The following is a 22,568-nucleotide window of genomic DNA, read 5'->3' as shown; positions in this document are numbered from 1 at the left end:
GGGTCCGGTCATCGGTTCAGCGTTCGTCTTTCTTCAGCGGAATGCCGTAAAGCTCCAGCCGATGGTCCACGAGCTGGAAGCCGTGTTCGCGGGCAATACGCTCCTGCAGCGCTTCGATCTCCGGCGAACGGAACTCGATGACCACTCCGTTCTTCAGGTCTATCAGGTGGTCGTGATGCTCTTCCGGTACTGTCTCGTAACGCGAGCGGCCGTCGCGGAAATCATGGCGGGCGATGATGCCGGCGTCTTCAAAAAGCTTGACTGTGCGATAGACGGTCGAGATCGAAATCTTCGCATCGACCTTCACGGAGCGACGGTGCAGCTCCTCGACATCCGGGTGGTCGGCCGACTCTTCCAGGATGCGGGCAATCACCCGGCGCTGCTCGGTCATCCGCATGCCGCGCTCGGTGCAAAGCTCCTCAAGGGTCTTGGCTGTGTCCGTCATTGGCGGCCTTCATTAGAAATTCCGGTTCTTCACGGAACTAGCGAAGAACGCGCTTCATGACAAGCGCCGTGGAAACTGCACCGTTCGCGTCCTTGTAGTATCCACGGCGCTCGCCGACCGTCTCAAAGCCGAGCTTGCGATACAGTCCGAGAGCGGCAGCGTTGCCGTCATCGACTTCCAGGAAAATGCTTTCGCCGCCGCGCAGCTTGGCTTCGCGCATCGCCGCCTGCATCAGCCTCCAGCCGAGTCCGGCGCGGGCAACCTTCGCCTGCACGGCGATCGTCAGAATTTCCGCCTCGCCAGCGACCTCCCGGGCAAGTACGAAGCCCGGCAGCGGCTTTTTCAGAAAGGCGTTCGTCTGGCGCGCGACGAAACCGAAGACGTTGTCCTGGCTGAGCAGACCGTAGAACTCGCCGTCTCCCCAGGGGCGTGCAAAGCGCTCCCCGTGCAGGGTAGAAACCGCATGGCAGTCGTCGCTTTCCATGGCGAGGATCTCGAATTCCGGTTTAAGGGTCAGATAGGATTCCAGCATGGTCACACTCGTGCGATCGCAAACCCGGCCTGCGGTTTGGCGTCGGGTCCGCGCAGATAAAGAGGCTTCGGCTTTCCAGAACCAGGATCGGCGGCAGCGCCCAGGCGAGCCACGATGGAGATGGGAAACTTGTTGGCTTGATCGCCAGCGGCGTCCGGCCTCAGCAGCGGCGCCGCCGATCCGGTGATCTCGCCGTCGAAGGCTGCCGCGATAGATTGAGCCTCCTCGATCGTCACGGCACGAGGTTCGTCAAGCGCCACGCCGTCGGCGGAAAAACGCTGGAGATAAATTTCGCCGCGCTTGGCATCCATGGCGGCAAGAACGGCGCTGCCGGGGGTCTTCTCGCGCTGGGCGGCAGCCATGGTTTCAAGCGTCGTGATGCCGACAGCCGGAATATTGAGCGCAAGAGCAAAGCCCCGAGCCGCCGCGACACCGACACGAATGCCGGTGAAGGAACCTGGACCGATGGTGACCGCAACGCGTTCAGCCATCGCGAGCTTCATATCCGCCTGCTTCAGCACGCGGTCGATGATTCCCATCAAATGTTCGGCGTGACCCTTGCCGATCATGTCCGATGCCTCCCCCAGCACCGTATCCTTGCCGCTGTCGTATAGAGCGGCAGCGCAATCCACACCCGCCGTGTCGAGCGCCAGAACAATCATGTCATCAATTTCCGAATAAAAGCCACCATAAAATCAGCCAGCTCGCCGTAATGCTGAGCCGGCTGAATTTCGGCGCAAGCCCTTAGGCTGCGATCACTTCCTGCACTTCGGGAACGAAGTGGCGAAGCAGGTTCTGGACGCCGTGCTTCAGGGTCGCCGTAGACGAGGGGCAGCCGGAGCAGGAGCCCTTCATGTTGAGATAGACCTTGCCATCCTTGAAACCGCGGAACGTGATATCGCCGCCATCCTGGGCCACTGCTGGACGCACGCGGGTGTCGAGCAGTTCCTTGATGGTGAGCACGATGGTCTCGTCAGCCTCGTCGAAGAATTCACCGCCGGCATCGAGCTCTTCGGAAAGCGCGGAGGCTTCACCCATCACCGGCTTCCCAGACATGAAGTGTTCCATGATGGAGCCGAGGATAGCGGGCTTCAGGTGCTGCCACTCCTGATTCTCTTTGGAAACGGAGATGAAGTCATAGCCGAAATAGACGCCGGTAACGCCGGGGATTTCGAAAAGGCGGGCGGCGAGCGGTGAAGCCTGTGCTTCCTCGACATTGCGGAATTCGGCCGTGCCGCTTTCCATGACGACCTTACCCGGCAGGAACTTTTGGGTGGCGGGGTTCGGCGTGGCTTCGGTCTGAATGAACATTTCGCTCTCCATGCGGGCCAGATCGTTGCTCAGGCCGTCTTTAGAATTCTTCAAAAGAAAATAGGCCGATTGGCCACGCTAATCAAGAGCCCGAGACTCCAGAAATAGGCTGCCTTAGCACCGTATGCTAGGCCAGCGCATCCAGTTCCTCGTTGGTCAGCGTATCGGGCAATACGGTAACGGGAATTGGAAAGGCCGCAGCTTTTCCGACAACAGACGACACCAGTGGCCCTGGGCCTTCCTTGGCAGAACTGGCGGCCAGCACCAGGATTGCGATATCGCGGTCTTCCTCGATCACTGCATTGATCTCCGCGACGGAACTTCCCTCACGGATCACGATTTCCGGTTCGATGCCGATCGTTTCGCGGACGACCAGAGCTGATTTGGCGACAACGGCTTCGGCCTCTTCGCGGGCCTCGGCCCGCATGATCTCCTCAACGCCCAGCCATTGCTGAAAATCGCCTTCGGGAATGACATAGACGAGCACCAGTCCGCCATTGGAATTCTTGGCGCGCCGGCCCGCATAATGCACGGCGCACTGGCACTCGGGTGTGCCATCGATGACCGCCATGAATTTGCGGCGATGACCTTCCAGCCGTGAGAGTCGCTTTGATACCATGGCCCGGACTCTGACACCCTAGCCGGGAGATTTGCAAGCCCCCGTTTTTGCACGGAGGCTCGCTATCTGCGACATGCCTAGTACAGGAAGCCGATGATGTCGCGTATATCCTTCATGGTGGCTTCGGCGCGGGCGCGAGCCCGCTCGTTGCCGTTGTGAAGGATGGCGTCGATGTGGCTCGTATCGTCCATCAGGCGGCGCATCTCTCGTGTGATCGGCGACAGCACCTGGACTGCAAGCTCGATCAGCGCCGGCTTGAAGACGGAGAACTGCTGGCCGCCGAATTCCGACAGCACCTGGGCTTTCGACTTATCGGCCAGGGCGGCATAGATGCCGACGAGATTGTCGGCTTCCGGCCGGCCCTTCAGGCCTTCCACTTCGCTCGGCAGCCCCTCCGGATCGGTCTTGGCTTTGCGGATCTTTTTTGAGATGGCGTCTTCGTCGTCCATCAGGTTGATGCGCGAGAGATCTGAGGGGTCGGACTTCGACATCTTCTTGGTGCCGTCACGAAGCGACATGACGCGCGGCGCAGGGCCATCGATCAGCGGCTCCACCATCGGGAAGTAGGCATGCACGGGCTCGTCGCCGACGGTGATGTCGATGCCGTGGCCGGCCCGACGAATGTGATCCTGATAGTCGAGGTTGAACTTCATCGCGATATCGCGGGCAAGCTCGAGATGCTGCTTCTGATCGTCACCCACCGGAACATGCGTGCCGCGATAAACGAGAATGTCGGCCGCCATCAGGCTAGGATAGGCGAGCAGGCCGAGCGAGGCGTTCTCTCGGTCCTTGCCGGCTTTGTCCTTGAACTGCGTCATGCGGTTCATCCAGCCGATGCGGGCGACGCAGTTGAAAATCCAGGCGAGTTCGGCGTGCTGCGGCACGGCCGACTGGTTGAAGACGATATGCTTCTCCGGATCGATGCCGGAGGCGATGAAAGCTGCGGCGATCGAGCGGATCTGGCCGGGCAAGTCCTGGTGTACGAGCTGCGCGGTCAGCGAATGCAGGTCGACGACGCAATAGATGCAATCGTTGCCTTCCTGCAGCGCCACGAACTTGCGGATTGCGCCGAGATAGTTTCCGAGATGGAGATTTCCGGTCGGCTGTACGCCGGAAAATACGAGCTTTTTGAATTCGGTCACGTTGTCCTCGATTAGGCTGGTGGAGGGCCCCAGACCCAAAGGGTCATGTTGCTAACGCGGCGGCTTATGCACGCGCAAAGGGCCGCAATCAAGAGGCGGCGGGTGCGGTGTGTTGAATGAGGTCGAAGGTGTTGCCGTAAGGATCCGCAAACACGGCCACGGTGCCGTAAACTTCGTGACGTGGAGCTTCGAGGAAGGTGACCCCGTTCGCAAGCATTGCGGCATAGTCCTGGTCGAAATCGTCGGTCTTCAGGAAGAAGCCTACGCGGCCGCCGGTCTGGTTTCCAATCGCTGCCTTCTGCCGTTCGCCCACTGCTTGCGCAAGCAGGAATGCGGCACCCGCAGTACCGCTGGGCTTAACGACCACCCAGCGCTTGCCTTCGGGCTGCACCTCGTCCTGCAGGCAATCAAAACCCAGCGCGCCGCAATAGAATGCCTTCGCGCGGTCATAATCGTCGACGACGAGCGTAACGAGGAAGAGAGATTGGGGCATCAATAAGGCTCCGGCTGGGGATGCTATTTTGCATTACATCGTCTTGCCAGCCACGGACAGCGTCTTCTAATGCAAGGTTGTGCCAACGCATTGATTTCCATCAAAAGGTTGAGAGTAATTTATACTCAATTTTAGCTACATCTGCTGAATGAGGGCAAGAAAATGAGGATATCTCATTTTATATGAAGGTATAAAATTTCACAAAATGGCCACTTTTTGAATGAACGTTCTCGCCACCAACCAGAGCGCAGCATGATCAGCTGCAGTTCTACCTGGAGGGGACGTCATGCATACGACCTTATCACTCGTTCTTGCTGGCTTGTTCACCTTGTCCTGCTGCGTCAATGCGGAGGCGCAGACCAGCAAAAAAACCAAGGTAAGACCTTTCAACCACACCGCATCCCTGGCTTACACGGTTCAGACCGTTAGCGTCAAAATCGGCTGCTTCCCGCCGCAGCTTAGAGCCATCCTCTCACATATCGCGGCCAAGACCGGTCGAATACCGGTGGTTACATCCGGCTTCCGGCCGCGTTCCGGCCGCGCGCATTCTCAGCACCGCTATTGCAACGCAGCCGATATCCGTGTGGCGGGCGTTTCGGAACGGGCGATCATCGCAGCAGCGCAGACCGCACCCGGGATCGGCGGCATAGGACGATACTGCAACGGAATTGTCCATGTCGATGTCGGGCCGAGGCGCCGCTGGAGCTATTGCTGACAACGATGGCCGCAGTCAGACTTCGGTGCTAGGCGCGGGTTTCCGTTTGAGGTTCCGCCGGATCATGCCGAGATCGGCGCCGCCGATCAGGAACGCTGTCGCGAAGTAGACAGCCATGGCGATGACGATCAGAAGGCCGAGCGTGCCGACCTTCGCGGTCAGATGCGCGCCTGAGGCCAGCCACGGCTCCCAACGGTGCTGCAGGTACATGATCACGGCGCCCATGACGGCTGCGGAGACGACGAGCAGCGCCGTGCGCCGCGCCAAGCCCCATTCCCAGGTAAGGTGACCGCGGCGCAGCAGCGTCGTGAACAGAAGCACGGTGCTGATCCAGCCCGCCGTCGCCTCCGCCACGGCAATGCCGGGCGCGCCGAGGAAGGGAAAGAGCGTCAGCGCCGTCGCGCAGTTCACGCCAACGGCGACGGCGGAAAAGCGCATCGGCGTCTTGGTGTCCTCGCGCGCATAAAAGCCCGGCTGCAGCGCCTTGATCAGCACGAAGGCGGGCAGACCGATGCCGTAGATAGCGAGGATGGAGCCGACGATCGTGGTGTTTTCCTGATGGAAGGCACCACGCTCATAGAGGACGCGGATAATCTCGTCGGAGAGAATCCAGAGCGCAAACGCGGCCGGGATGGTCAGGAACAGCACGAATTCCATCGACCGGTTCTGCAAATTCGCCGCCTCGCGCAGATTGCCACCCTTCAAGGCACGAGCCAGTTCCGGCAGCAGGACCACGCCGACGGCGACGCCGACGACGCCGAGCGGCAGCTGGTAGATGCGGTCAGCATACTGAAGCGCCGCGATCGCGCCTTCGCGTGAGGAGGCGATCGCCTGGCCGACCATCTGGTTGATCTGCGTGATACCGCCGGTGACGGCGGCCGGCACCGCAAGGATCAGCAGCCGCTTGACGTTCGGCGTGATGCGGGGGAAGCGAAAGCCGATGCTCATGCCGGCATGCAGGACGCCGATATAGACGACGACGAGTTGCAGGATGCCCGCCACGAGCACGCCCCAGGAAAGGTACCAGGCGGTCTGGAGCGGTTCGGCGCCGATATAGAGCGAGTAAAACAGCGCCCCGATCATCACCACGTTGAGGAAAACGGGCGCGATGGCTGCGGCAAAGAAATGATGCAGCGAATTCAGCATCCCGCTCATCATCGCCGTCAGCGACATGCACATCAGATAGGGGAACATCACCGCTGCCATCCTGACAGTGATCGAGAATTTTTCCGCATCGTCGGCAAAGCCCGGCGCGATGACGAAGCGCACGAGCAGCGGCATGCAAAGTTCCATCACGATGGTGATGAGCAGCAGCACGGAGAACAGGACGCCGAAGACTTCCTCGGAAAAGCGCTTGGCGCCATCCGTGCCGTTCGCTTCGATCTCCTTCGCAAAGAGCGGCACGAAAGCCGCGTTGAAAGCGCCTTCGGCAAACAGCCGGCGGAAGAGATTGGGAAAGCGGAAGGCAGCGTAGAAGACGTCGGCCATGGGGCCGGTACCAAGGGCCGCCGCCATCAGCGTTTCGCGAGCGAAACCGAAGATGCGGCTGCCGAGGGTCGCGCCGCCGACAGTGGCGAATTTCTTGACAAGACTCATACGGGAGAACCGGCTTTCTTTTCACCCGGCTGCAGGGTTTGCGCCGTCTCGGCGGGCGCAATGATGCCGGACGGCATGCGCTCGCGAAGCTCATCCTCCTCGCCGGCCATAACGGCCTTCAGCCGGGCAGTGATATTGGAGCGCTTGGTGTCGCTGGAGATCTTCTGGCCGACGAGGTCCGTGACGTAGAAGGTGTCGATTACCTTCTCGCCGAAGGTCGTGATGCGGGCAGATTGGATATCGAGCGAAAGATCGGACAGCACGGCGGTGATCTCCGAAAGCAGGCCGGTGCGGTCGAGGCATTCGACTTCGATGACGGTGAACTTGTTCGACAGGTTGTTGGTAATGTTGACCGACGGCGGAATGACGAATGCCTTGTTCTTCTTGCGGTTCTTCGTGCGCGTGGCAATGACCTCCGGCAGCCGCTTGCGTCCGGAAAGCACGTCTTCGATCATCTTGCCGATGCTGGCGGCACGGCGAAGCTCGTCGGCATCGTCCTGGAATTCGCGGCTGATATGGATCGTGTCCAGCGCACGGCCGTCGGAAGTCGTGAAAATCTGCGCGTTCACGATATTCGCGCCCGCTGCCGCACACGCGCCGGCAATGATGGCGAGCAGGCGGGGGTGGTCCGGAGAGAGCACCGTAACTTCGGTAATCGCATGGAAACTATCCGTCCGCACGGTCGTCGCCAGCGCCTGGCCGTTCTTGTCAGCCTGGCGGATGAAATGGGCGTGACGAACCTGGTCCTCCAGAGGAACGGAAAGCAGATAGGGCTGGTAGTGCAGCTTGCTGTAAGTCTTGCGATCCTTCTGGCTCCAATCCGACAGCGCGTTGAACAGCGCTTCCGCCGCGAATTGAGCCCGCTCCTTGCGGGAGACCTGCGAAAAACCGCCTGAAAGCAGCAGCTCGGTCTCGAAGTAGAGCGTTCTCAGCAGCTGGCCCTTCCAGCCGTTCCAGACACCGGGGCCGACGGCACGAGTATCGCAGATCGTCAGGATCAGCAGCATCTTCAGGCGATCGAGTGATTGAACCCGGTCGGCAAAGTCAGTGATTGTCTTGCGGTCGGTAAGGTCGCGGGTCTGGGCGACCATCGACATCGTCAGATGCTCCTCGATCAGCCAGACAACGAGTTCCGTTTGCTTCTGCGACAGGCCGAAACGGGCGCAGAGTTTGCGAGCAACACGGGCACCGGCGACGGAATGGTCCTCCTGCCGGCCCTTGGCAATATCGTGGAGAAGGACGGCAATATAGAGCGCTTCGCGATCTTCGATATGCGGCATCAGCTTGTTGGACAGCGGATGCAGCTCCTCGGCCTTGCCCTTGTCGATTTCGGAGAGGACTTCGACGGAACGGATCAGATGCTCGTCCACCGTGTAGTGATGATACATGTTGAACTGCATCATCGCGACGATCTTGCCGAATTCGGGGATGAAGCGGCCGAGCACGCCGGCCTCGTTCATGCGGCGCAGGATGAGGGCTGGATCGCGCTTGGAGGTGAGCATCGACATGAAGAGGCGATTTGCCTCGTCATTTTCCCGCAGATCGTTGTCTATCAGGTTGAGCGAGCGCGTGACGCGCTTCAGCGCATCCGGATGGAATTCGAGACCGTGGATATCGGCAACATGGAAGAGACGGATGATGTTGAGCGGATCGTGCTTGAAGACGTCCGGGCTGGAGAGCGCAATGCGGCCCCGGTCCTCGACGAATTCCATGCAGCCGGGGATTTTGCGCGTGCGGCGGGCAAAGCGGCTGATGACGCCGCTGAGTCCAGGCGCTGACTTCGCTTGCTGATCTTCGAGGGCCGCGCATAGAATTCGTGTCAGGTCGCCGACATCCTTCGCAACCAGGAAATAGTGTTTCATGAAACGCTCGACAGCCGAAAGGCCCGGGCGGGAATGATATCCGAGCGCCTCGGCAATCTCCCGCTGGATGTCGAATGAAAGCCGCTCCTCCGCCTTGCCGGTCAGGAAGTGCATGTGGCAGCGCACTGCCCAGAGAAAGTCGTCAGCCTTTTCGAAAACGCGGTACTCATGCTTTGAGAGAACACCAAGCGCTACGAGTTCAGCAGTGTCACGGACGTGGTAGTAATACTTGGAAATCCAAAAGAGCGTGTGGAGGTCGCGAAGCCCGCCCTTGCCCTCTTTGACGTTGGGCTCGACGAGATAGCGGGTATCGCCCGCCTTGCGGTGGCGGTCGTCGCGTTCGGCAAGCTTGGCGGCGATGAACTCGGGGCCGGTGCCGGTGACGATCTCCTTGTCGAAACGGGTCTCAAGCTCGGTGGCGAGCGTTTCCAGCCCGCAGATGTAGCGCATCTCGAGGATTGCCGTGCGGATCGTCATGTCGGACCTGGAGAGCGCGATGCACTCCTCGATCGTCCTCGTTGCATGGCCAACCTTGAGGCCCATGTCCCAGAGGACGTAGAGCATGAATTCGACGGCCTTGTGGGTCTCTTCCGCCGGCTTCGGCTGAAAAAGGAAGAGCAGGTCGATATCGGAGCCGGGCGCCAGCGTGCCGCGGCCGTACCCGCCGACGGCAGTGACCGCAAACTTGCCGCGCTGAGCCGGGAAGACATGGGCTGTCGTGAACTCATAAAGCGCAGAAATGATGTGGTCTTGCACCCAGGAAATGCGCCGGGCGCAGTTCAGGCCGCCGCCGTCGGCCGAGAGAAGCGCCCGTGCCCTTTCGCGGCCCTCGCTGCTTGCTTTCTTGAGGGTGGCAAGCAGCTCGGAACGCATGACGTCCGGCTGATTCTTGTTGGCTTCGGCAACCGCCTCGCAAAGGGACCGCAGATAGGCCGGGTCGAGAATTTCGGAGAAATCGATGTCGTTCGTCGTCGCCATGCGCGGAGCGGCTTCCTGTTCGCGCGGCGCGACCGCGTCTCGTTTCGTCTGCATGCGCTATAGCCTCTTTGCCCGGCATTTGACACGGGCTTTCATACTGCAAGAACCCTTAATTTTGGCGAAAAGGTGGTTGCCTTCTCCCTTGGGAAGGAAGGGCTCTCAAGCCGCGACTTGTTCATTCACCGAGTAAAGGACGTTGCGTGCCTCGCCGGCAATCGCGTCAACGGTGGCTTTATCGCATTCGCGGTAGCCAGCCTTGGCAATGGCAGTCGCAAGCTCGCAGATGATAGCACACGATCGCGTGATTTCGAGCATGCCGAAGGGGGAGTTCCAGCCGCGGGGAGTGCCATGCTCGTCCGCATTGCGCAACGCTTCGAGGACGGTGAACATTTCGGCAAGGCGCCGGGTTTCCTGCAGGAGGCTGCCCATGAACATTGCGGCTCTCCCTAGGTCATCTGCTTTTTGAGATCATAAAGCGCATCCAGCGCCTCGCGCGGCGTCATGTCGTCGAGGCTCATTGCCTTCAGCGCCTCTTCGAGCTTCGAGGGCTTGCGATTTGTATCCTCGCGGCGCACGGCGACTTGAAAGAGCGGCAGGTCATCGATCAGCTGGCTCGCCGGATTCTTGCGGTCGGCATCCTCCAGGCGGCTCAGGACATCGCGGGCTCTGGCGACAACCGAGGCGGGAAGACCGGCCAGGCGTGCGACCTGGATACCGTAGGAGCGGTCAGCGGCGCCGGGACCGACTTCATGCAGGAAAATCACATCGCCGTCCCATTCCTTCACTTTCATCGTCGCGTTCGACAGGCGGGGAAGCTTTTCGGAAAGTGCTGTCAGCTCATGGAAATGGGTGGCGAAGAGCCCGCGGCAGCGGTTGGCCTCGTGCAGATGCTCGACCGCTGCCCAGGCGATGGACAGACCGTCGAACGTTGCGGTGCCGCGGCCGATTTCGTCGAGGATGACGAGCGAGCGGTCGGTTGCCTGGTTGAGGATCGCCGAGGTTTCGACCATTTCGACCATGAAGGTCGACCGGCCGCGTGCCAAATCGTCCGATGCCCCCACGCGGGAAAAGAGCCGGTCGACGATGCCGATATGTGCCGAGGCGGCGGGCACGAAGGAGCCCATCTGAGCGAGGATTGCAATCAATGCATTCTGGCGGAGGAACGTCGACTTACCGCCCATGTTCGGACCGGTGAGCAGCCAGATCGCCCCATCCTTGCCGCCCGAACTCGGCGAGAGGTCGCAATTGTTGGCGACGAACGGGCCGGCGGACTGGCGCCGCAGCGCCTGCTCGACAACCGGGTGACGGCCGCCTTCGATCGAAAACATCTTCGATCCATCGACGAGGGGCCGGCAGTAGGCCTGTTCCTCGGCAAGCAAGGCGAGGCTGGCCGCAACGTCGATGACCGCAAGTGCCCGGGCCCCAGCCTTGATCGTCTCTGCTTCGGCGACCACCGCTGCTGACATCCGGTCGAAAGCTTCGAGCTCGATCTGTAATGCCCGGCCGGCTGCGTTCGCGATGCGGCTTTCGAGGTCGGCAAGCTCGGTCGTCGTGAAGCGCATGGCGTTCGCCATCGTCTGGCGATGGATGAAGCGGGCCTTGGCGTCGGGCGTATCCGTCATCGGCCCGGCATTGCCGGCGGTCACCTCGATAAAATAGCCAAGGACATTGTTGTGCTTGATCTTCAGCGATTTGATGCCGGTCTCATCCGCGTACTGCAGCTGCAGTCCGGCTATGACCCGGCGCGACTGGTCTCGCAGCGCCCGTACCTCGTCGAGTTCGGCATTGGCGCCGTCACGCAGAAAGCCGCCGTCGCGCTTCAGAAGTGGCAGTTCGGCGGCGAGCGTTTCAGCAAGCAGTGTATCGAGTGCCGCTGGCAACGCGCGCAGGCCGGAAAGCGCCTTGCCGAGTTCTTCCGGGAGAAGCGCAGTGCCAAGCAGTCCGGCCACGTCGGCGGCGGCACCCAGTCCCTGCCGGATCGCCCAGAGATCGCGAGGACCGCCTCGATCGAGCGCCAGGCGGGAGAGTGCGCGCGGCATATCCGGCACATGCTTCAGTGCGTCGCGCAGATCGCCGCAGAGCGACGGCTCCTCCATGAGGAAGCCGATCGAGTCCAATCGCTCGTTGATATGGGAAGGATCGGTCAGCGGCGACATCAGCCGCTCGGCGAGCAGGCGAGCTCCTCCGCCGGTGACGGTCCGGTCGATTGCCTTCAAGAGCGAGCCGTTCCGGTCGCCCGACAGCGTGCGGGCAAGCTCCAGATTGGCCCGGGTCGCGGGATCGATGAAAAGCGTCGAGGCGCCGCTCTCCCGCTCCGGCTTGCCTAGGGGCGGGCGTTCCGCGATCTGCGTCTTTTCGACGTAGGCGACGGCCGCCGCCGCGGCGGCGAGCTCGGCGCGGGAGAAGGTGCCGAAACCGTCGAGCGTGGAGACGCCGAAGTAGCGGGCGATGCGGCTCTCCGCCGTGGCGCTGTCGAAGAGAACCGCCGGCTGCGGCACGGCCGTGCGACCGAGCACGTCGAAGACCGGCTTCAGCTCGGCATCGTGGAAGATCGTATCGGGCAGGATCAGTTCGCGCGGATCGATGCGCAGGATATCTGCGAGCAGTCGCGAGCTTTCCGTCTCTGCAAGGCGGAAAACACCGGTCGATATGTCGATCCAGGCAAGCGCCATCACCGGCTCGGATGTGCCGCGAATCCGGGTAAGCGCCATCAGATAGTTCGATTCCGAGGGCGAAAGCAGCTTTTCCTCGGTGATCGTGCCCGGTGTGACGAGTCGGATGACATCGCGTTTGACGACGGATTTCGAGCCGCGCTTCTTCGCCTCCGCCGGGTCTTCCACCTGTTCACAAACAGCGACGCGGAAACCGAGCGCGATTAGCTTTTGCAGATAGTCGTCTGCCGCATGCACCGGCACGCCGCACATTGGGATATCCTGCCCCATGTGCTGACCCCGTTTCGTCAGCGTGATGCCGAGTGCGCGCGAGGCCTCCAGCGCATCCTCGAAGAACAGCTCGTAGAAATCGCCCATACGATAGAAGAGCAGCGAACCGGGATTGTTCGCCTTGATCTCGATGTACTGTTCCATCATCGGCGTTGCCGACGCGCGGCTTTCTTCCGTGGCAAGCTCGGCCGCGGTGAAGGCTTCGTTTCCGATGTCTATTCGTGCGTTCACGGGGTTGCAGTTTTTCCCAAAAAAACAGGTGCCAACCCTATCCGCGCGCCGCTATAGATGACAACAGCTATTCAGGAAGGGCAACGCGTCGCCCACAAGACGTTGGAGGAGAAATGGCAGATACCGAGAAGAAAGACCGTCCGATCCGTACGGTCAGCGACAATGAAGCGCTCGAATTTCACGCCATGGGGCGGCCCGGGAAGCTGGAAATCAACCCGACCAAGCCGATGGCGACGCAACGCGATCTTTCGCTTGCCTATTCGCCGGGCGTCGCAGTGCCGGTCAAGGCGATCGCTGCCGACCCGGGTACGGCTTATGACTATACGACACGCGGCAATATGGTCGCCGTCATCTCCAACGGCACGGCGATTCTCGGTCTCGGCAACCTCGGGGCGCTTGCCTCGAAGCCGGTGATGGAAGGCAAGTCCGTTCTGTTCAAGCGCTTCGCCGATGTCGATTCGATCGACCTCGAAATCGACACGGAAAATGTCGACGAGTTCATCAATTGCGTGCGCTTCCTCGGCCCCTCCTTCGGCGGCATCAATCTGGAGGATATCAAGGCTCCCGACTGCTTCATCATCGAGCAGCGGCTGCGCGAGTTGATGGATATCCCTGTCTTTCACGACGACCAGCATGGAACGGCGATCATTGCGGCCGCCGGCCTCATCAATGCGCTGGAGCTGACCGGACGAGACCTGAAGACGACGAAACTCGTCTGCAACGGCGCCGGGGCCGCGGCAATCGCCTGCGTTGAACTCATCAAGGCGATGGGCTTCAATCCGGAGAACGTCATTCTCGTCGATACCAAGGGCGTGATCTATCAGGGCCGCACCGAGGGCATGAACCAGTGGAAGTCGGCGCACGCGGCCAAGACCAAGGCGCGCACTCTGGAGCAAGCCATGAAGGGTGCGGATGTCGTTTTCGGCCTGTCCCAGAAGGGTGCTTTTACGGAAGACATGATCCGCTCGATGGCGGAACGGCCGATCATCTTTGCGATGGCCAATCCCGATCCGGAAATCACGCCGGAAGAGGTCGCTCGCATCCGCGATGATGCCATCATGGCGACGGGGCGCTCCGACTACCCGAACCAGGTGAACAACGTTCTCGGCTTCCCTTACATCTTCCGCGGTGCGCTCGACGTGCGGGCAACGACGATCAACGACGAGATGAAGATCGCTGCCGTCGAAGCACTTGCCGCTCTGGCGCGCGAGGATGTGCCGGACGACGTCGTTGCCGCTTACCAGGGCAACCGGCCGCGCTTCGGAGCGCAGTATATCATTCCGGTTCCCTTCGATCCGCGCTTGATCTCGGCGATCCCGGCGGCGGTGGCGGAGGCTGCGATCAAAAGCGGTGTCGCCCGCAAGGCGATCACCGACATGGCCGGCTATCGGCGCGAGCTTTCGGCCCGGCGCGATCCGATCGCCTCGACGCTCGCGAGCCTCTATGAGCGGGTTCGCCGGCGCCCGAAGCGCATCGTCTTCGCCGAGGCAGAAGAGGAGCAGGTCCTGCGCGCGGCGATGTCTTATGCCAACCAGGAGCTCGGCACCGCAATCCTTCTCGGCCGCGAAGACCTGATAAGGGCAACAGCGGAGCGTGCCGGCATCGACCTTAACCGGCCGGGCCTCGAGATCGTCAACGCACGCATTTCGACCCGTGGCGAAGTCTATATCGATTATTTGTATGCACGATTGCAGCGGGACGGTTATCTCCACCGTGATGTGACACGCCTCATCCATAACGACCGCAATCATTTCGCCGCCTGCATGGTCGCGCTCGGCGATGCGGATGGCATGGTCACGGGCCTCACCCGCAACTATTCGACGGCGCTGGAAGACGTGCGCCGCTGCATCGATGAGAAGCCGGGCCACCGCGTGATTGGCGTTTCGCTGGTGCTTGCGCGCGGCCGCACGGTCTTTGTTGCCGATACCGCGGTTCACGACATGCCGACCGCCGAGGCACTCGCGGATATTGCCGAGGAAGCGGCAGGTCTTGCACGCCGCATGGGTTATCACCCGCGCGTTGCGCTGCTCGCCTATTCGAGCTTTGGCCATCCTTCGGGTGAACGCTCGGAGCGCATACGCGAGGCGGTGAAGATCCTCGATAAGCGTCGCGTCGATTTCGAATACGACGGCGAGATGGCGGCTGATGTGGCGTTGAACCGCAGGGTAATGGACCAATACCCGTTCTGCCGCCTGTCTGCGCCGGCAAACGTGCTGGTCATGCCAGCCTTCCACTCGGCCTCGATCTCCACGAAGATGCTGCAGGAGCTTGGCGGATCGACGGTCATCGGCCCGATCCTGGTCGGCCTCGACAAGGCCGTTCAGATCACCTCGATGGGGGCCAAGGATTCCGACATCGTCAATATGGCCGCGATTGCAGCTTACTCGGCAGGGTGATCCCAACAAAAAGCCCGCCTCGAGCTTTCGAGGCGGGCTTTTGATTGAACTTCCAGGAAATCAGCTTGCGAAACGGCCGGCGTCGGCGCCGTAGTAGTTCAGATAGCGATCTGAAATGCTCGCGATCGGCAGCACGATCAGCACATCCGTCGTGTTGAAAGCATGGTCGACAACAGCCGTCGACCCGACCATGGCGCCGAGGCGAAGATATCCTTTGATGAGCGGCGGAAGCGCCATCAGGGCTTTCTTCGGGTTGACGGCTTCCTGCGGCATCAGATCCATGTCGCGCGCCAGATGCGGCAGCGCGCTGACTGCCCATTCGCCCTTGGCAAGAACGGTATGGTGCAGGAAGGAAAGCGCCAGCGCGTGGCTCTCCGGATAGACGCCGGGGAAGGAGGCGCAACCGAACATGGCGCTCATGCCGTGCTTCAGCGCGTAAGCCCAGTTACCCTGCCACAGAAGTTCGACCGTGCGCTTCGTGCGGTATTCCGGCAGCACGCAGGAGCGGCCGAGCTCCATGAAACGCTTGTCCGGATGGCGTGCGAGAAGCTCGTCGATCGCGAATTCGGAAGCCGAGTAAAAACCGCCATTCGCCATGGCTACGTCCTGGCGCAGCAGGCGGTAGGTGCCGACGATCTGGTCTTCCGTATCGCCTTCTATCGAGTTGTCGAGAACAAGAAGGTGATCGCAGAAGGCGTCGTAAGCGTCGAAATCGCGTTCGCGGCGCATGGCTTCCGGCGGGAGCTGTGCCTGCATTTCCTGAACGAAAACCCGGTAGCGCACATGCTGTGCCGCATCGATCTCGCGCGCGTTGCGGGCGAGGCGGGTTTCGAGGTTGCCGATGCGGCCCATGACGTCGCCTTCCTTTGGCGCAACAGGCGTTGCAGGCGGAGCAGCCTCCGCCGTCGTGTCGCGATTAAGGATGTCGATAGACATGCTGATTCTCCGGTTGCCGGCTCATGGCGTGTCATAAAACACTTCTATGCGACAGGAAAGTGACATGGAGTTTACGGAAAATACGCCGTTTTTGTCACCCCGCTCAGAGCGCTTCGGCGCGGCGAGCGGAAAGGGCTGCGACGGCATGGATTTCCGTCAATAGCCGGATTGGGTCGACAGGTTTCAGCATCACACGATTTGCACCGGCCAGTAGTACCTGGCGGCGCGACTCATCCCGGCTATCGGCAGTCAGCACGATCACCGGCACCGGAACGACCTGCAGCCGCCGTTCGTGACCGCGCAACCGGCCGATCATTTCAACGCCTTCGCCGCCGGGCATCGTGAGATCGCTGATGATAATGTCCGGCCGGGTGCTGCCTTCGGCAAGGGCGCAGTCGAGCAGCGTTTCGAAATCTTCGACGTGGTGAACGCGGTGTCCGCCCTTTTCCAGCATGGCACGGATGAGCATCGCATTGATCGGATCGTCCTCGCCGAACAGGACACTCAGCCCTCCTTGCATATTCGGCTCGGGAAGGGCAGCCGCGAAGCCGGGCTGGTTGTCGTTCAGCGCGTCGCGTTTCTCCATTCCGCGCATGCGGCCACGCAGTACGTCGATCAGTGATTGCTCACGAAGCGGCCGGATGAGCCAGGCATCGAAAAGATCAAGCGGGTGGGCGTTGCGCTCTTCCGGGTTGACGAGAAGGGTCTTGCGCAGACCGAGATCAGCAATTTCGACACGGTCGGCGAGGTGCCTGGTAAATTCGGCAGACATGCGGTGATCGACAATAATGTCTGTCGGGCGGTGGCCTCTCGCGGCAATCGCGAGAAGCGTTTGCCGCGCCTCTTCGCCATCGCCCACCAAATGACATTCGCCGCCAAGCGCGACGATCGTCTCGGCGATGGCGGCGCGCGCCGCACCGGCTGGCGCCAGAAGCAGGACAATATTGCCGGCAAGCAGCAATTTGCGCCGGCCACGGCCGTCTTCCGGGATGCCGGCGGGAAAGCGGATCGTGAATTCACTGCCCTTGCCCTTTTCGCTGGCGACAGTGAGCGTTCCTCCGAACTCACGCATGATGCGGGCGGAAATGGTTAGGCCGAGCCCGGTGCCGGCGCTTTTTTCCATCAAGGTTCCTCCCTGCTCGAACTCACCGAAGATCCGCGCCTGCTCGTCCGCCGTCATACCGGGACCGCTGTCCGACACGGTGATCGCCAGGTCGTCGCCATCCAAGGACACGCGGATGAAAACGCCACCGGCCTGAGTAAATTTCACTGCATTGCCGATGACGTTGAAAAGCACCTGGCGCAGCCGGGCAGGATCGAAACTCATGAATTCCGGCACGTCGGAGGAAACCGTCGCGCCAATCTCGATGCCCTTCTCATGGGCGCGGTGGGCCAGCATCTCGACGACGCTTTCGAGAAGCTGCCGCAGCGATTCGCTACGAGGACGAAGCTGGAAGCGGCCGACCTCGATGGTTGAGAAGTCGAGGAGGTCTTCCACGAGCTGGACCAGCGCATGACCGGACTGGCGGATGCCGCCAACATAGTTCTGCTGCTCCTGGGTCATCTGGGCTTGCTCCAGCAGGTGCGTCATCCCGAGAATGCCCGATAGCGGCGTTCTGATTTCATGGCTGACGGTCGCAAGCAGGCGGGATTTGGCGGCGCTGTTATATTCGGCCTTTTGGCGTGCCTCCTCGCGTGCCTGCGTAGAAAGGCGCTCCGCAGTCACGTCGCGGGCGACACTTTGAATCAGCAGGCGGCCGTCTGCGGGATCGCGCGTGACAACGTCATGCCAGACAAAGACGCGCTGTCCTTCCGGCGTCGAAATCTCGACATCGAAGCGATGCGGATCGGCGCTCGGGCGAAAGGCGATGCCGATTTCCTCGCATGTCTGTCCTTTAGGCTTCGGACGTCCTGTCAGGCGGCAAAAAGTGGCGTTGGCGCCGACGATCCGCCGGTCGATCGTGCGGGTTACGGTGATATCGCCAAGTGCATCGTGAACATTGGCGAAGAGCTCCGCGGCATGGCTTGCCGGCAGCGGATTGCCGCTCCCTTGCCGGGGCTTTGTCCGGCGGCCTGCCGCGTAGCCGAAGAGCGCCATAGCGAGGACGGCGAGGCCGATGGCGAACAGTTCGAGCCCACCAGCCTGCCCGAGCATGAGCAGCGCGATAGCCACGCAAAAGCCGAAGCCACCGAGCCAGTAGGAGAGAAGGATGCGGAGCGGCCGCCTTCGGTTTGCAGTCACAGGCCATGCAGCAGCATTTGCTGCCCGCGGATCATGCGGCTTGGCAGCAGCGTCAAATGCGGCGGCAAGTCGTTCCTGCATCTGAGCCAGACTGTGCATAATCGCTGGCTAACATAGTCGCCGTTCCGAATGCCTTCAGGAAAAGCGTAAAGTTTTAGCCTTTCGCCTTTTTCGGCTGCAGAAGCTCGTCCAGGATGACGCAGCCGGCGCCAACCGTGATGAAACTGTCGGCAAGGTTGAAGACCGCGAAGGACCAAGTCTGGGTGTGAAAGAGAATGTAATCGATCACGTGCCCGTAAAGAAAGCGGTCGATCAGATTGCCAAGCGCGCCGGCAATAATCAGCGCAAAGCCTGTATGCGCGATCCATCGATCGTTCGAGGTGCGATGCCAGAGCCAGATGACGAACGCAACGATGATGAGCCGCATGCCGACGATGAACCAGCCGTCCATTCCCGACAGCATCGAAAAGGCGACGCCGAGATTGTAGGTGCGGTAGAGCGCCAGCATCGGGATGACCGGCACCGCCTCGTGTAGCGGCAGATAATGATCGACGGCGATCTTGACGATCTGGTCGATAACGACCGCGACGAGAATGAAGATCAGGATGGGCAGCGGTCGCGAGAAGAGCGCAGGACGGTCAAGCGGCTGTTCGGTCATTTGCCCTCGGAAAGTGAAAGGAGATGGCGGCGCGCTTCGAAAAGCATGACGGCGCTGGCAATCGCAAGGTTGAGGGAGTCCGCACGCCCTTGCTGCGGTATCCGCGCAAGCGCATCCGCCTCCCTTGCCAGCTGATCCGGCAGGCCGGACTGCTCATTGCCCATCAGGATGACGACCGGTTTCTTCCTGTAGTCGATCGTGCGGTAATCGACGGAGCCGGCAAGGTGTGTGGCAACGACCGACACGCCTGCGGATTTCTTCCAGGCGATAAACTCTTCAGGCGTCGCCTTGGCGACGGGCACGGCAAAGACGGAGCCCATGGTGGCGCGCACGGTTTCGAGCGAGAAGGGGTCCGTGGTCTCCCCGAGAAGGATCACGCCGGAGGCGCCAGCGGCATCCGCCGTTCTGATGATCGTGCCAAGATTGCCGGGATCGCGCACGCGGTCGAGCGCAATCCACGTCTCTCCGTCCTTCGGGCGTATTTCCTTCAGCGGCTTCCAGCGGTGCTCGAAAATTCCGACGACCATTTGCGGATTGTCGCGGCGGGTGACGGACGAAAGCACCTTTTCGCTGACTTCGAGCACGAGGCCGCCCGAAGCGACGGTCTTGGCCGCCATCTGTTCGACAAGCGGCTTGCCCTTGACAGCCTTGGCATAGACCAGCGTGCGGATCGCCCAGCCGAGTTCGATGGCATCGATCACAAGCTTCAGGCCCTCGGCCATGAAGGTGCCGCTCTCCTCGCGCGACTTCTTGTTGCTCAGCGCTTTGATGTCCTTGACGATCGGATTGGCAAGCGAGGTGACCTCCTTCACATGCCCGACCTTGTGCGGGCCGTGGCCCCGATGTTCATGACTCATTTCGGCACCCAGCGGGAGAAGAGAGAGGTCGATAGCGCGCGGCCTTGTGTCTTGCCGTCAAGGCCCGCCTCGCGGATCACAAGCTCGCCAGATTCAACCACGCCGCCGGTACCGCGCATCGTCTCGCGCATCAGCTCATGGATCGAATAGAAGCTGGCGCGGATCGAATAGGCCGTCAACACCAGGCCGAGCGCCTGTGGCGACAGGATTTCGCGGCAGATGTCGAGCATCAGCGGCAGGTGTTCGAAGAGGTGCCAGACTTCGCCGTTCGGACCACGGCCGAATTTCGGCGGATCGGTAAGGATGATGTCGTAGGTGTTGCCGCGGCGCTCCTCGCGCAGAATGAATTTCATCGCATCTTCGCAGATCCAGCGGATCGGCAGTTTTTCCATCCGGCCGAGCGCCTGATTTTCGCGCGCCCAGCCGATCGCCTTCTTGGAGGCGTCGACATGGGTGACTTCTGCGCCGGCCGCCGCCGCGACCAGCGACGCGACACCGGTATAGCCGAAAAGGTTCAAGACTTTCAGCGGCCGGCCCGCTGCTTCCACCTGTTGCTTCATCCAGCTCCAATGGACGATCTGTTCCGGAAACACGCCGACATGGCGGAAGGAGGTAAAACGTCCATAGAAATCGACGCCCAGAAGATGCAGCGGCCAGGTTTCGCCAAGCGCCTCCTTCGGAAAGCGCCAGCGGCCGGTTCCCTCCTCATCGGTATCGCCGGTAAAAACCGCATCGACCTTTTCCCAGACATGGGGTGCCAGCGACGGCTGCCAGAGCGCCTGGCCTTCCGGGCGGACGATGCGATAGGGGCCGTATTGCTCGAGCTTCAGGCTGTTGCCGCTGTCGATGAGGTGGAAGTCGCCCGCTCCGGAGGATTCCAGAATGACCGGAACGCGCTCCAGGGGGCGGTCGCCGGTGCGGCTCTTCAGAGGCCGCTCGTTCGCTCCGGGCACGGTCGCCTCGCGCATGGTCTCCCGCGCAGTCGCGGGCTTGGCCTCCGCTTTTGCCGGGCGGCTTGGACGCTCGTCACGGCGGTGATGGCCGGGGGAACCAGCGGGCGGCTTGTGGCCCGGCCGGCGCTCTTTCTGTCTCAACGTGTTTTCCGCGTCTCAAATTTTGATAGAGCCCGTGCAAATAGCATCCCCTGTCACCTTGGCAAAGTGCTTTCCCGCTGTGATAAGTTTGAGAATGGAAAACGGGAGGACCTGCGCATGGACATGACTGGCGAAGAACGCATCAATGCCCCTCGTGGCGTAGTGTGGGCGGCCTTGAACGATCCGGATGTGTTGAAGCGATGCATTCCTGGCTGTCAAAGCCTTGAAATGAAGTCGCCGACGGAGCTTGCCGCAATCGTCAAGGTCAAGATAGGGCCGGTGTCGGCCACCTTTAACGGTGAGGTGACGCTCACCAACGTCAAAGCGCCGGAAAGCTACACGATCTCCGGCGAGGGCAAGGGCGGGGTCGCAGGCTTTGCCAAGGGCGGAGCCGATGTTGCCTTGAACGAGGATGGGGCGGAGACTGTGCTGCAATATGCGGTCAAAGCGCAGATAGGCGGCAAGCTGGCCCAACTCGGCGCCCGGCTGGTGGATACGACGTCGCACAAGCTTGCGCAGCAGTTCTTTGCAAATTTCAATTCAGTCGTGAGCGAAAAGGCCGCGCAATAGCGGCCGTCGAAGGTGCGGCCCATGACGTCCTATCACTCGCCTCCCCTGGAGTGCACGGTCAGACATTCCCGTGTGTCGGACAGCGAACTGCTCGGCGACATTTACCTCAGTGTGCGCAGGCAGACGTTCACCTGGGTCGATCCCGGCAGTTTTCGCCGCGAGGATTTCCTCGCGCATTCGCAGGGCGAAATGGTCTGGGTTGCCGAAGCGCGGGATGGCGAGATCGCCGGGTTCATGACACTCTGGGCTGAGGACGATTTTATCCACATGCTCTACATCCGGAAGGAATGGCAGGGCAGGGGCGTTGGAACCGCGCTTCTGAAAGCCCTGCCCGAGTGGCCGCGCCGAAAATACCGATTGAAATGCCTGACCAACAACCGGAACGCCAAGGCGTTCTATGCCCGTCACGGTTTCGTCCTGACTGGAAACGGCACGTCAGCTGAAGGCGACTACGAAGAGCTGAGCTTTATTCCTGCCTGAGGGCGGCCGGTCAGCGGGAAGGCAACTGGCCGGTCATCTCTTCGGCGCGCGTCTTATGACGATCGGCCTCGCTCTGCCAGCGAATGGCTTCCTTCGCCTCGATTTTCGCGCGCTTGCGGTGTTTGCCCTGAGTAAACCACGTGACGGCAGAGCCGATCAGCATGCCGATGATCAAGGCGATGAAGAGGAAAATGAACAACGGCGCCGAGACGGCGAGAAGCTGGTCTTGCGGCTGGAAGGGGTTGAAAGCCAGCGTCACACTCTGCCGGTTGGCAACGCAGAAGACGATGAGAATGATGCCCAGTGGCAGCAAAATCAAAAGGTTGATGATCTTCTTCGCCATCCCGGCCTCCGCGCTTGGTCGCGCCAGCTCGACGCGGCGCATGATCGCTCACCAGAATAGAAAGGTGTGCGCGAAGTTCAAGCGCGGTTTCGTCGCAACCCGGATCAGCCTCAGTCTTCCTGATCC

Annotated in this window: 21 protein-coding genes; 4 read left to right on the top strand and 17 right to left on the bottom strand. The window is 61.1% G+C overall.

Going from position 1 to position 22,568, the window contains the following annotated elements; genetic code table 11:
* Nucleotides 1-16: 16 nt before the first annotated feature.
* The 7 genes from ACPYOJ_RS26135 to ACPYOJ_RS26105 form a co-directional block, all read right to left on the bottom strand.
* Nucleotides 17-445 carry a Fur family transcriptional regulator gene (locus ACPYOJ_RS26135; protein ID WP_481418847.1) on the bottom strand — a complete coding sequence of 143 codons (429 nt, stop codon included), beginning with the start codon at nt 443-445 and terminating at the stop codon, nt 17-19.
* Between the two features lie 37 nt (nt 446-482).
* The gene (locus ACPYOJ_RS26130) at nt 483-977 is read right to left on the bottom strand and encodes a GNAT family N-acetyltransferase (RefSeq protein WP_481418846.1); all 495 of its coding nucleotides are present in this window, start codon (nt 975-977) and stop codon (nt 483-485) included.
* Nucleotides 978-979: 2 nt separating this feature from the next.
* Nucleotides 980-1,639 (bottom strand): tRNA (adenosine(37)-N6)-threonylcarbamoyltransferase complex dimerization subunit type 1 TsaB, encoded by a 660-nt coding sequence (gene tsaB / locus ACPYOJ_RS26125; protein ID WP_481418845.1) that lies wholly within the window; start codon nt 1,637-1,639, stop codon nt 980-982.
* Between the two features lie 82 nt (nt 1,640-1,721).
* Entirely contained in the window at nt 1,722-2,288 is a 567-nt protein-coding gene (locus ACPYOJ_RS26120; protein ID WP_481418844.1) for a NifU family protein, read from the bottom strand.
* Between the two features lie 127 nt (nt 2,289-2,415).
* The gene (locus ACPYOJ_RS26115; RefSeq protein WP_168828106.1) at nt 2,416-2,907 is read right to left on the bottom strand and encodes a universal stress protein; all 492 of its coding nucleotides are present in this window, start codon (nt 2,905-2,907) and stop codon (nt 2,416-2,418) included.
* Between the two features lie 77 nt (nt 2,908-2,984).
* Nucleotides 2,985-4,049, bottom strand: a complete 1,065-nt coding sequence (trpS, locus tag ACPYOJ_RS26110) for a tryptophan--tRNA ligase (protein WP_168828107.1) — start codon at nt 4,047-4,049, stop codon at nt 2,985-2,987.
* Nucleotides 4,050-4,137: 88 nt separating this feature from the next.
* Nucleotides 4,138-4,542, bottom strand: coding sequence for a VOC family protein (locus tag ACPYOJ_RS26105; RefSeq protein WP_481418843.1), 405 nt, complete (start codon nt 4,540-4,542; stop codon nt 4,138-4,140).
* Nucleotides 4,543-4,828: 286 nt separating this feature from the next.
* Between ACPYOJ_RS26105 and ACPYOJ_RS26100 the strand changes: the two genes are divergently transcribed.
* Complete coding sequence (locus tag ACPYOJ_RS26100) at nt 4,829-5,257, top strand: YcbK family protein (RefSeq protein WP_481418842.1); 429 nt, start codon at nt 4,829-4,831, stop codon at nt 5,255-5,257.
* 15 nt (nt 5,258-5,272) lie between these two features.
* Here the strand turns inward: ACPYOJ_RS26100 and murJ are convergent, their stop codons facing one another.
* From murJ to mutS, 4 genes are all read right to left on the bottom strand, one after another.
* Nucleotides 5,273-6,853 carry a murein biosynthesis integral membrane protein MurJ gene (gene murJ, locus ACPYOJ_RS26095; RefSeq protein ID WP_481418841.1) on the bottom strand — a complete coding sequence of 527 codons (1,581 nt, stop codon included), beginning with the start codon at nt 6,851-6,853 and terminating at the stop codon, nt 5,273-5,275.
* A complete protein-coding gene (locus ACPYOJ_RS26090; RefSeq protein ID WP_481418840.1) occupies nt 6,850-9,747 on the bottom strand; it encodes a [protein-PII] uridylyltransferase in 2,898 nt (965 codons plus the stop codon). Before ACPYOJ_RS26090 ends, murJ begins: the two co-directional genes overlap by 4 nt.
* Before the next feature lie 105 nt (nt 9,748-9,852).
* On the bottom strand, nt 9,853-10,128 hold the full coding sequence (locus ACPYOJ_RS26085) for a hypothetical protein (protein WP_481418839.1): 276 nt from the start codon (nt 10,126-10,128) through the stop codon (nt 9,853-9,855).
* A gap of 11 nt (nt 10,129-10,139) precedes the next feature.
* On the bottom strand, nt 10,140-12,866 hold the full coding sequence (gene mutS, locus ACPYOJ_RS26080) for a DNA mismatch repair protein MutS (protein ID WP_481418838.1): 2,727 nt from the start codon (nt 12,864-12,866) through the stop codon (nt 10,140-10,142).
* A gap of 113 nt (nt 12,867-12,979) precedes the next feature.
* Between mutS and ACPYOJ_RS26075 the strand changes: the two genes are divergently transcribed.
* Nucleotides 12,980-15,262: an NADP-dependent malic enzyme gene (locus ACPYOJ_RS26075; protein WP_168828114.1), complete on the top strand. Its 2,283-nt coding sequence runs from the start codon at nt 12,980-12,982 to the stop codon at nt 15,260-15,262.
* Nucleotides 15,263-15,322: 60 nt separating this feature from the next.
* Here ACPYOJ_RS26075 and olsB read toward each other — a convergent pair whose 3' ends face one another.
* The 5 genes from olsB to ACPYOJ_RS26050 form a co-directional block, all read right to left on the bottom strand.
* Nucleotides 15,323-16,198, bottom strand: a complete 876-nt coding sequence (gene olsB / locus ACPYOJ_RS26070; protein ID WP_168828115.1) for a l-ornithine N(alpha)-acyltransferase — start codon at nt 16,196-16,198, stop codon at nt 15,323-15,325.
* 103 nt (nt 16,199-16,301) lie between these two features.
* Entirely contained in the window at nt 16,302-18,539 is a 2,238-nt protein-coding gene (locus ACPYOJ_RS26065; RefSeq protein ID WP_481418837.1) for a hybrid sensor histidine kinase/response regulator, read from the bottom strand.
* A 55-nt stretch (nt 18,540-18,594) separates the two neighbouring features.
* Nucleotides 18,595-19,098 carry a signal peptidase II gene (gene lspA, locus ACPYOJ_RS26060; RefSeq protein ID WP_481418836.1) on the bottom strand — a complete coding sequence of 168 codons (504 nt, stop codon included), beginning with the start codon at nt 19,096-19,098 and terminating at the stop codon, nt 18,595-18,597.
* The gene (locus ACPYOJ_RS26055) at nt 19,095-19,955 is read right to left on the bottom strand and encodes a TrmH family RNA methyltransferase (protein WP_481418835.1); all 861 of its coding nucleotides are present in this window, start codon (nt 19,953-19,955) and stop codon (nt 19,095-19,097) included. Before ACPYOJ_RS26055 ends, lspA begins: the two co-directional genes overlap by 4 nt.
* A complete protein-coding gene (locus ACPYOJ_RS26050; protein ID WP_481418834.1) occupies nt 19,952-21,049 on the bottom strand; it encodes a class I SAM-dependent methyltransferase in 1,098 nt (365 codons plus the stop codon). Before ACPYOJ_RS26050 ends, ACPYOJ_RS26055 begins: the two co-directional genes overlap by 4 nt.
* A gap of 117 nt (nt 21,050-21,166) precedes the next feature.
* Here ACPYOJ_RS26050 and ACPYOJ_RS26045 point away from each other — a divergent pair, with 117 nt between their 5' ends.
* A complete protein-coding gene (locus ACPYOJ_RS26045; protein ID WP_481418833.1) occupies nt 21,167-21,619 on the top strand; it encodes an SRPBCC family protein in 453 nt (150 codons plus the stop codon).
* A 21-nt stretch (nt 21,620-21,640) separates the two neighbouring features.
* A complete protein-coding gene (locus tag ACPYOJ_RS26040) occupies nt 21,641-22,099 on the top strand; it encodes an N-acetyltransferase family protein (RefSeq protein ID WP_481418832.1) in 459 nt (152 codons plus the stop codon).
* 10 nt (nt 22,100-22,109) lie between these two features.
* Here the strand turns inward: ACPYOJ_RS26040 and ACPYOJ_RS26035 are convergent, their stop codons facing one another.
* Nucleotides 22,110-22,442 (bottom strand): LapA family protein, encoded by a 333-nt coding sequence (locus tag ACPYOJ_RS26035; protein ID WP_481418831.1) that lies wholly within the window; start codon nt 22,440-22,442, stop codon nt 22,110-22,112.
* Nucleotides 22,443-22,568: the final 126 nt, after the last annotated feature.

It is taken from the genome of Rhizobium sp. SVR5-9E (genome assembly GCF_056755095.1).
The sequence above is the reverse complement of the archived record's forward strand: the minus strand, read 5'-3'. Positions and strand labels throughout refer to the sequence as shown.

Coding starts and splice junctions, on each gene's coding strand:
- lspA (WP_481418836.1), bottom strand. CDS start 19,098: ATGACCGAACAGCCGCTTGACCGTCCTGCGCTCTTCTCGCGACCGCTG.
- ACPYOJ_RS26120 (WP_481418844.1), bottom strand. CDS start 2,288: ATGTTCATTCAGACCGAAGCCACGCCGAACCCCGCCACCCAAAAGTTC.
- ACPYOJ_RS26085 (WP_481418839.1), bottom strand. CDS start 10,128: ATGTTCATGGGCAGCCTCCTGCAGGAAACCCGGCGCCTTGCCGAAATG.
- olsB (WP_168828115.1), bottom strand. CDS start 16,198: ATGTCTATCGACATCCTTAATCGCGACACGACGGCGGAGGCTGCTCCG.
- ACPYOJ_RS26065 (WP_481418837.1), bottom strand. CDS start 18,539: ATGCACAGTCTGGCTCAGATGCAGGAACGACTTGCCGCCGCATTTGAC.
- ACPYOJ_RS26135 (WP_481418847.1), bottom strand. CDS start 445: ATGACGGACACAGCCAAGACCCTTGAGGAGCTTTGCACCGAGCGCGGC.
- ACPYOJ_RS26035 (WP_481418831.1), bottom strand. CDS start 22,442: ATGGCGAAGAAGATCATCAACCTTTTGATTTTGCTGCCACTGGGCATC.
- ACPYOJ_RS26090 (WP_481418840.1), bottom strand. CDS start 9,747: ATGCAGACGAAACGAGACGCGGTCGCGCCGCGCGAACAGGAAGCCGCT.
- ACPYOJ_RS26100 (WP_481418842.1), top strand. CDS start 4,829: ATGCATACGACCTTATCACTCGTTCTTGCTGGCTTGTTCACCTTGTCC.
- tsaB (WP_481418845.1), bottom strand. CDS start 1,639: ATGATTGTTCTGGCGCTCGACACGGCGGGTGTGGATTGCGCTGCCGCT.
- ACPYOJ_RS26105 (WP_481418843.1), bottom strand. CDS start 4,542: ATGCCCCAATCTCTCTTCCTCGTTACGCTCGTCGTCGACGATTATGAC.
- ACPYOJ_RS26040 (WP_481418832.1), top strand. CDS start 21,641: ATGACGTCCTATCACTCGCCTCCCCTGGAGTGCACGGTCAGACATTCC.
- ACPYOJ_RS26130 (WP_481418846.1), bottom strand. CDS start 977: ATGCTGGAATCCTATCTGACCCTTAAACCGGAATTCGAGATCCTCGCC.
- ACPYOJ_RS26055 (WP_481418835.1), bottom strand. CDS start 19,955: ATGAGTCATGAACATCGGGGCCACGGCCCGCACAAGGTCGGGCATGTG.
- ACPYOJ_RS26075 (WP_168828114.1), top strand. CDS start 12,980: ATGGCAGATACCGAGAAGAAAGACCGTCCGATCCGTACGGTCAGCGAC.
- ACPYOJ_RS26045 (WP_481418833.1), top strand. CDS start 21,167: ATGGACATGACTGGCGAAGAACGCATCAATGCCCCTCGTGGCGTAGTG.
- ACPYOJ_RS26115 (WP_168828106.1), bottom strand. CDS start 2,907: ATGGTATCAAAGCGACTCTCACGGCTGGAAGGTCATCGCCGCAAATTC.
- murJ (WP_481418841.1), bottom strand. CDS start 6,853: ATGAGTCTTGTCAAGAAATTCGCCACTGTCGGCGGCGCGACCCTCGGC.